The 8,460-nt window shown below is 48.7% G+C and carries 3 protein-coding genes; all 3 read left to right on the top strand.

From position 1 onward, the window contains the following. The first annotated feature begins 188 nt into the window (after positions 1-188). On the top strand, positions 189-2,483 hold the full coding sequence (locus tag NDI52_RS34245) for a PAS domain S-box protein (protein ID WP_348257148.1): 2,295 nt from the start codon (positions 189-191) through the stop codon (positions 2,481-2,483). Positions 2,484-2,516: 33 nt separating this feature from the next. Continuing rightward, positions 2,517-3,389, top strand: coding sequence for an ATP-binding protein (locus NDI52_RS34250; protein ID WP_348257149.1), 873 nt, complete (start codon positions 2,517-2,519; stop codon positions 3,387-3,389). Positions 3,390-3,767: 378 nt separating this feature from the next. Next, on the top strand, positions 3,768-8,381 hold the full coding sequence (locus tag NDI52_RS34255; protein ID WP_348257150.1) for a PAS domain-containing protein: 4,614 nt from the start codon (positions 3,768-3,770) through the stop codon (positions 8,379-8,381). Positions 8,382-8,460: the final 79 nt, after the last annotated feature.

Genomic DNA, 8,460 nt, shown 5'->3' on the forward strand with positions numbered 1-8,460 from the left:
TGGCTCAAACGTGGGTGTTAAACGTTCAGCTTTTAGAATAGAAGCCTGAAAGCCAGTGATAACAGGGATGATAGAAAATATTAAGAAGCTCTCAAATGACCTTTAGAGGGCTGGTCTATTGAATTTGATGTCCTAATTGTTATAACCGTATGCGCATCCAGTCCTAACAGTTTGAAACTCTCCGTTGCATGAATGACTCCAGCGCTCCAGTGAATTGGTCTATTGAGGAGGTAAACACACTCCGTCAACGCCTCCTAGAACTAGAAGCGTCTCATTGCCAGTGCCAGCAACAAATCGAGCAATTGACCCAGCAACTTAGTCAGGAACGTATCGCTCGGCAGCAGGCGGAAGAACGCTTGCAACTCATTCTCACCTCGGCCCAAGTGGTTGCCTGGGATATGGATTTAATGGCCAGTCGAGTGGTTTGCTCAGCCAATGCACTAGAGGTTTGGGGCATTCAAGAGGGCACAGTGGAAGACTTTATTGCGGTGATTCATCCGGATGATCGCCAACAGGTGATACAGGCCGCAGAACGGGCGATCGCTGGCGAAACTACCTACTCCGAGGAATATCGGATTACTGGGCCAGATGGCATGATTCACTGGCTGAATAGTCAGGGGCGAGTTTTTCTGAATGAGACAGGACGGGGCGTGCGGATGCTTGGGCTCTCGGTAGATGTGAGCGATCGCAAACGTGCCGAAGCTGAATTACGGCAACGAGAACAAGAATTTCGTACTTTAGTGGAAAGTACCCCGGATATTGTTGCTCGATATGATCGTGATCTGCGCCATCTCTACATTAATCCCAGTATTGAGCGAGCGTTGGGGGTGCCGCCCGAATATTTTATTGGTAAAACTGGTATTGAACTGGGGTTTACGGATGCGCGATCGCAATCCTGGTACGCCACGTTACAACAGGTCTTCGAGACGGGGCAAAGCTATTTACTGGAATATGAATTTCCTAATCCGGATGGAGAGCTACGGTTCTACCAATCCCGATTTACCCCTGAATTAATGGAAGGAGGACAAGTCAAAACAGTCATCGGTGTTTCTAGAGATGTAACCGAGTATAAACGAGTAGAGATATCCCTGCGCCAAAGTGAGGAGAGGCTGAGATTGGCTACGGAAGGCGCCCAGATGGGAACCTGGGATGTCGATCTGAAGACCGGAAAAGCCATTTGGTCAGAGCAACATTTCACCATGATGGGCTATGAACCTGTTGCTACTGGAGAAGCCAGTGAGCAAATGTGGGTTAGTCGGCTTCACCCTGATGATTTAGAGCGAGTTATTCATACCTGGGAGCAGGCACGGCAAGATCATACACTCTATGAATCTGAATACCGAGTAATTCGGGCAAATGATGGACAAATTGCCTGGTTTATGGGATTGGGAAATTTTACTTACGATCAAACAGGACAGGCGATTCGGTCAATCGGGGTTCTTTTTGACATCACGGCTCGTAAGCAGGCAGAAGCCGCTCTAGCTAAGAGTAATCAAACTCTACAGGCGGTTATTCAAGCGTGTCCGTTAGCCATTATGGGCTTACGGGCAGATGGTACGGTACGAATCTGGAATCCTGCTGCGGAGCGTATTTTTGGCTGGAGTCAACAAGAAGTTTTAGGACAATTTTTACCTGCCATACCTATTGATAAACGGGATGAGTTTCTAAATAATTTATCGATCACGCTACAAGGACAAGGCTTAGCGAGAGTTGAATTACAACGCCAGAAGAAGGATAATACCCGATTCGACGTAGAGCTATGGACGGCACCCGTCGATGAGGCTCAAGCTGGTATTAGCTGTGTGTCTGTTGTGTCTGATATTACGGCTCGCAAGCGGACGGAAGCGGCTTTACGATTAAGTGAAGAGCGGTTGCGTAGCTTTGTGACCGCTAATGTCATTGGTATTTTGTTTGGTGACTTAGAGGGCGGTATTCAAGAGGCTAATGATGAGTTTCTAAGAATTGTGGGATATAGCCGCGAGGACTTGCGATCCGGAACCTTGCGATGGATTGATATTACTCCGCCCGAGTACTTGTCATTAGACGAAGCAGCCATTGTAGAAGCACGCCAGCGGGGAGCCTGTACTCCCTATGAGAAGGAATACATTCGCAAAGATGGAAGCCGGGTTCCAGTATTCGTTGGTTTTGGCCTGACACTGACAGAGCGAGAAGAAGCGGTTGCTTTTATCTTGGATTTAAGCGATCGCAAGCAAGCTGAAGCCGAACGAGAACAGCTCTTGCAGCGGGAACAGGCAGCGCGGGAACAAGCGGAAGCCGCCAACCGAGTGAAGGACGAATTTCTTGCAGTTTTGTCCCATGAATTAAGAACTCCACTCAATCCCATTCTGGGTTGGACAAAACTGCTCCGAACGCGGCAATTTGACGCGGCTGCAACAGACCGCGCCCTCGATATCATTGAGCGCAACACAAAACTCCAGGTTCAACTGATTGAAGATTTGCTGGATGTCTCACGTATCCTGTAAGGGAAGCTCAGCCTGAACGTCAGTTCGGTTGACGTGACCAAAACCGTTGAAGCAGCCCTTGAAACGGTGCGGTTATCAGCGGAAACAAAAGGAATTCAAATTGAGACACACCTGGATGTAGGCGTTGGGCAAGTTAATGGAGATGCGAATCGTTTACAGCAGGTTGTATGGAATTTGCTCTCTAATGCTGTGAAGTTTACCCCATCTGGTGGTCGAGTTGAGGTTCGACTAGAGCGGCTAGGAGATTACGCTCAAATCCAGATAAGAGATACAGGTCAAGGGATTAGTCCTGATTTTCTACCATACGTTTTCGAGTATTTTCGGCAGGCTGATAGCAGTATGACCCGTAGGTTTGGAGGATTGGGGTTGGGGCTGGCGATCGTCCGTCATCTGGTAGAACTGCATGGCGGCACCGTAAAAGCAGAAAGTCCGGGTAGCGGAATGGGTGCAACATTAACGGTTCAATTGCCCTTGAAGGTATCGCTGCAAACGTTTGATTCTAAGATATTACCAACGCAGAAAAGCCGGAGTTTGAGCGGTCTCTGTGTTCTCATTGTGGATGACGAAGCGGACATGCGAGAGTTAATTCGTTTCATCCTGGAGGAACAAGGGGCAACCGTTAGGGTGGCAGCATCGGCAACTGAAGCACTACAACAGTTTATGAAGTCAGCACCGGATGTCTTGATTAGTGATGTTGGTATGCCAGAAATGGATGGTTACGCACTAATGAGACAAATCCGGGCGCTCCTGTCAGAGCAAGGGAAAGTGATTCCGGCAATTGCCCTCACAGCCTATGCTGGAAATATCAATCAACGTCAGGCTTTAGCTGCTGGATTTCAACGTCATCTGGCTAAACCCATTGAACCGGAACAATTGGTGAATGCTGTTGAACAAGTAATCGCATAATTCTGTCTATGCTAAGTAGTGTTAGGTGCTTTGCAATAAGAAGTTGGACGTCAGACTAAACGCCTGACGTCCAACTTCTTATATCATGTCGGGTTAAATGCTTGTGATAGAAAGTGGCGCGGCGTAAAGCGCCGCGCCACTTTCTATCACAAGCATTTAACTTTACTTGTTCAATACTCTGGACAGTTTTTCTGAAACCCTTGATCTTGTGTGCGTGAAGCGCACGCAAGATCAAGGGTTTCAGAAAAACTGTCCGAACTAATGCTTGTTATTACTTGTATAAATTCTTGGTTGGGCCTCCATCTTCTGGCAGATTGATTGTGCCGCCTCAGCCAGATTTAATGGGAGCAGCCATATGGGCATACGGGCTGTACCTCTATGAAACGTGATAAAACCGGCAAATTCGCTCAGGCATGGGCTGGAGAATCTAAACAAGCCGTCAAATTGTCTCTGACAAATACTGCCTGGCAGTTGCTTGAAGAGCAGGCGAGAGAAGTGGGGGTTTCCCGTTCCGAGTTGGTTGAACGGTATGCACGTCAAGCCCAAGGGCAGGGTTGTGCAGATCAGGGAATAAGGTTTGGCCATGGAGTGGATCACACTGCGCCAACGGTAGTCATGCCAAAGACTAGCCTATCTTTAACATTGCCTGAAGAACAAATAACTGCGTTGCGCCAACAGAATGGACAGTTACAAGACCAAATTGTGAAACTTCAGCAAAGGGTTGAAGCGTTGCGATCGCAAGAGCAGCGATTTCGTCAGATGGTAGATGCTATTCCCCACATGGTTTGGACGTGCCAGCCCAATGGTGAAGTCGAGTATTTTAACCAACAAAGCCTGGATGCTTTTGGAATTACCCTGGAGCAGCTTTTGTCAGAGGGATGGCAACCCCTGGTTCATTCAGAGGATATACAGCAAGCCGTTGACTGTTGGACAGAAGCGGTTACCACTGGAACTCGATATCAAATTGAATATCGCCTGAAGATGGCCGATGGCTCGTACCGATGGTACCTTGCGCAAGCACTTCCCTATCAGGATGAGATGGGCCAGATTACGCGTTGGTTTGGAACCTGCACCGAAAATGACGAACGTAAGCAGTTGGAACAAAAACTTCAGCAGCAGGCAGATGTTCAAACGAATGAACGGCAATGGCTGGAATCTGTACTCAATTTGCTGCCGACTCCATTAATTATGGTTGACCCACAGCAACTTCGGGTGACGTTCTCTAACCAGGCTGCTAATGCGATCGCAGGGGTAGATCTCGCCAAAGACGTTGGGGCAACGTACAACGACGACTACCACTGTACAGATGCCACAGGACAAGTTATTCCACCAGAATACCTCCCGGCTGTGCGGGCAGCTCAGGGGGAGAAAATTGTGGGGACTGAAATCAATTGGCGTACCCCTGTCGGTACGTTTCCGCTCCTGGTGTATGCCGATACCCTACCTGCCATGCACGATCACGCTTCAACCAGTGTCGTCATTTTTCAGGATATTCGTGAACGCAAACAGATCGAACAACAACTTGAAGAAAGCCAGCGCTTTATTCAGCAAATCGCCGATGCAACTCCTGGGATTCTCTATATCTATGACCTGCTTGGTCAGCACAATGTCTATGTGAACCGTCAGATTGGAGAAGTGTTGGGATATACATCCGATGAAGTTCAAGCAATGGGTCACCTACTGTTCCCAACGCTCATGCATCCAGAAGACCTCGCGACCCTACCTGCTCATGTGGAACGCTTCAATCACGCTCAGGAAGGTGAAGTGATTGAGCGAGAATACCGTATGCGCCATGCGAATGGAGAATGGCGCTGGTTGTGGAGTCGAGATTTAGTTTTCTCCCGTACGGGAACAGGCACACCCCATCAAGTCATTGGCATTTCTCATGATATAACCGCTCGCAAACAGGCCGAATTGAGTCTGCGAACCATGGAAGAACGCCTATCCCTGGTGTTACAAGCAACCAATGATGCCGTTTATGACCGCCATCTAAGAACGGGCTCTATATGGTGGAACCATAGATATGACCAACTGGTTGGTAAGCGCTCTTCAGAAAACACATCTTCGCACTGGTGGATTGAACGTTTACATCCGGAGGATCGGGATCGAGTTCTTGCCAGTTTTGAAGCGGCTTTAATTAGAGCTGATGAACGGTGGAGTGCAGAGTACCGCTTTCAGCGAATCGATGGGCAATATACTCATGTCATCGATCGCGCTTATATCTTAAGGGATGCAGACGGGATACCCGAGCGTTATCTGGGAGCAATTTTGGATGTCACTCATCTGAAACAAGTTGAGAAGGACTTGAGACAGATGGAGGAACGACTACAACTTGCGCTGTCTTCAGCTTCCATGGTGGCCTGGGACATGGATTTACGAACACATCAGATCATTTGCTCTCCTAATGCTATGGATGTTTTTGGAATCCAAGTAGGTACGGCGGAAGACTTCTTCGCCATGATTCATCCGGAGGATCAACCACAGCTGATTCAGGCTTTAGAGCAGGCGAAGGCTGGAGAACGCCAATATTCCCAGGAGTGGCGTCTGCTCCGTCCTGACCTAACGATCGGTTGGTTTAATAGCCAGGGGCGCGTTTACTTCGACGAACAAGGGCAAGCCGTCCGTGTGATTGGTGTATCTGTTGATGTGAGCGAACGGGTACAGCTTTATGAAGCAGAGCAAGCAGCACGGGCCCAGCTAGAAGCCAGTGAGAAACGTCTCCGGTTTCTGGCAGAATCTATCCCTCAAATGGTTTGGGTGGCGCAAGCCAATGGCTTCACGGAATACTACAACCAAAGGTGGTTTCAATACACAGGTTTGACCCTGGAAGCAAGCCAAAATGCAAACGGTAGTTTTCGCCATCCTGACGATCATGAGGGCTTCGGAAAAGCTTGGATTAAAGCGTTAACTCACAAGGAGATCTTTCAATCGGAACAGCGGATCAGACGCGTCGATGGCGTCTATCGCTGGCACTTAACACGGGCCTTTCCCCTATTAGATGAGAGCGGTGAGATCGTGAAATGGTTTGGCACCTGCACCGATATTGACGATTGGAAGCGGATGGAGCAAACTCAACGGTTTTTGGCTCAAGTATCCCGAATATTCGTGGCGGCAAGTTTGGACTTGCAAACCATTTTAGATACCGTCACACGTCTCACCAGCGAATTAACCCATGATGTTTGTGTTCTCAATCTTCTTGGGGACGATCATCAATCGTTAGAACACGTCTCGTTTCATCATCCTGATCCAGACGTTAAAAGCTTTGTTGGAGACTTGTTAGAACGCTATCCCCGCCGTATTGATGAGGGCATTGGGGGCCAAGTGATGCAGACGGGAGAGGCCTTACTCATGCCCGTAACTACTCAGGAAAAATTCGCTACAGCTATCAAACCTGAATATCAATGCTACCTGGAGAGGTTTCAGGTGCGCAGCGCCTTACTGGTCCCCTTAAAAGTGCAAGGCAAAACGATTGGTGTGCTCAGTCTCACACGCCATGCACCGGCTGACCCCCATACGCAGGATGACCTGAATTTATTTCAAGACCTGGCGGATCGGGCTGCCATGGCGATCGCCAATGCCCGTCTCTATCAACAGGCCGAACAGGCGCGGCAGCGAGCCGAACGGACGGCAGAACGGACGGCACGGTTACAAGCGGTAACGGCTGCCCTTTCAGAGTCACTAACTCCGGTACAGGTTGCAGAGGTAATTGCACAACAAACCAGGGCTGTCGTGAGTGCGGCCTCAGTTTTAGTAGCGCTTATTACTCCAGAAAAAGATGAACTTGAAATTATTCATTACCTTGGTGAAAAAGGGAATATTACGCCAGAATGGCAACGCTTTCCTCTCACCGTTAACACACCTTTAACGGATGCCATTCGAACTGGACAACCGATGTGGGAGGAAACCTTAGAGGAACGCATTACTCGTTATCCCCACTTAGCGGGGGCCTATGCGTTAGCAACGTACCAGGCCTGGATTTCCCTACCGTTGGTGATTGAAGGACAACCTGTGGGTGGCATGACGATTTCGTTTGCAACACTGCCTCAGCTTACAGAAGACGATCGCGCATTTATGCTATCTCTGGCGCAACAGTGCGCCCAGGCTATTGTTCGAGCCCAACTTTATGAAGCAGAACAGCGCGCCCGATCTCAGGCCGAAGCGGCTAACCGCATGAAAGATGAATTTTTGGCAGTGCTTTCCCACGAGTTACGCACGCCTATGAACCCTATTTTGGGATGGTCACGATTGCTGCTCCAGGGAGGTTTGAATGCCAAAAGAACGGCGATCGCTCTAGAAACAATTGAGCGTAATGCCAAATTACAAGTGCAGCTCATTGAAGATTTACTGGATATTTCGCGTATCTTGCAAGGCAAACTCATTTTAACGCCTTGCCCTGTCAATCTTGCTTCTGTTATTGATGCTGCTATTGGCACTGTTCGCTTAGCGGCCGACGCAAAAGAACTTCAAATTCGCACTCAAATTGCAGCAAATCTAGCTCCTGTTTCAGGGGACGCAGCTCGTCTACAACAGGTGATATGGAATCTCCTATCTAATGCTGTGAAGTTTACGCCAGAGTGTGGTCAGATCGATGTCCAGCTCACCACTATTGGGGCGTATGCTCAGATTCAAGTCAAAGATACTGGAAAAGGAATCAGTGCGGAATTTTTACCGCATGTTTTTGATACCTTCCGGCAAGCGGATAGTAGTATTACCAGGGCATTTGGAGGCCTGGGGCTGGGGCTGGCGATCGTTCATCATATCGTTAAACTGCATGGCGGTACCGTTTGGGTAGAAAGCGCTGGAGAAGGACAAGGTGCAACATTTACAGTGCAGCTTCCCCTCCTACCGATGTCAAAAACCTTGAAGCAGCAGTTAATATCCACAACCAACACGTTGACCTTGCAGGGCATTCGCGTGCTTGTGGTGGATGATGAGCTCGATAATTTAGAATTAGCGACCAGCCCTTTCAAGGTGCTTTTTTATCTTTTTTAGATTTCGATTCACTCAGCAATCGAGCAGTGGAGACATGAGGTTTGTCTTTTTGCCGTTCGGGTTTTGGAACTTTCTTTTT

Origin of the sequence: Leptolyngbya sp. PL-A3 (assembly GCF_039962325.1) — a bacterium.
GTDB lineage: Bacteria > Cyanobacteriota > Cyanobacteriia > Elainellales > Elainellaceae > Vacuolonema.

What these genes read in the sequence shown, in the direction of transcription:
- NDI52_RS34245 (WP_348257148.1), top strand. Translation starts at nt 189, where the DNA reads ATGAATGACTCCAGCGCTCCAGTGAATTGGTCTATTGAGGAGGTAAAC.
- NDI52_RS34255 (WP_348257150.1), top strand. Translation starts at nt 3,768, where the DNA reads ATGAAACGTGATAAAACCGGCAAATTCGCTCAGGCATGGGCTGGAGAA.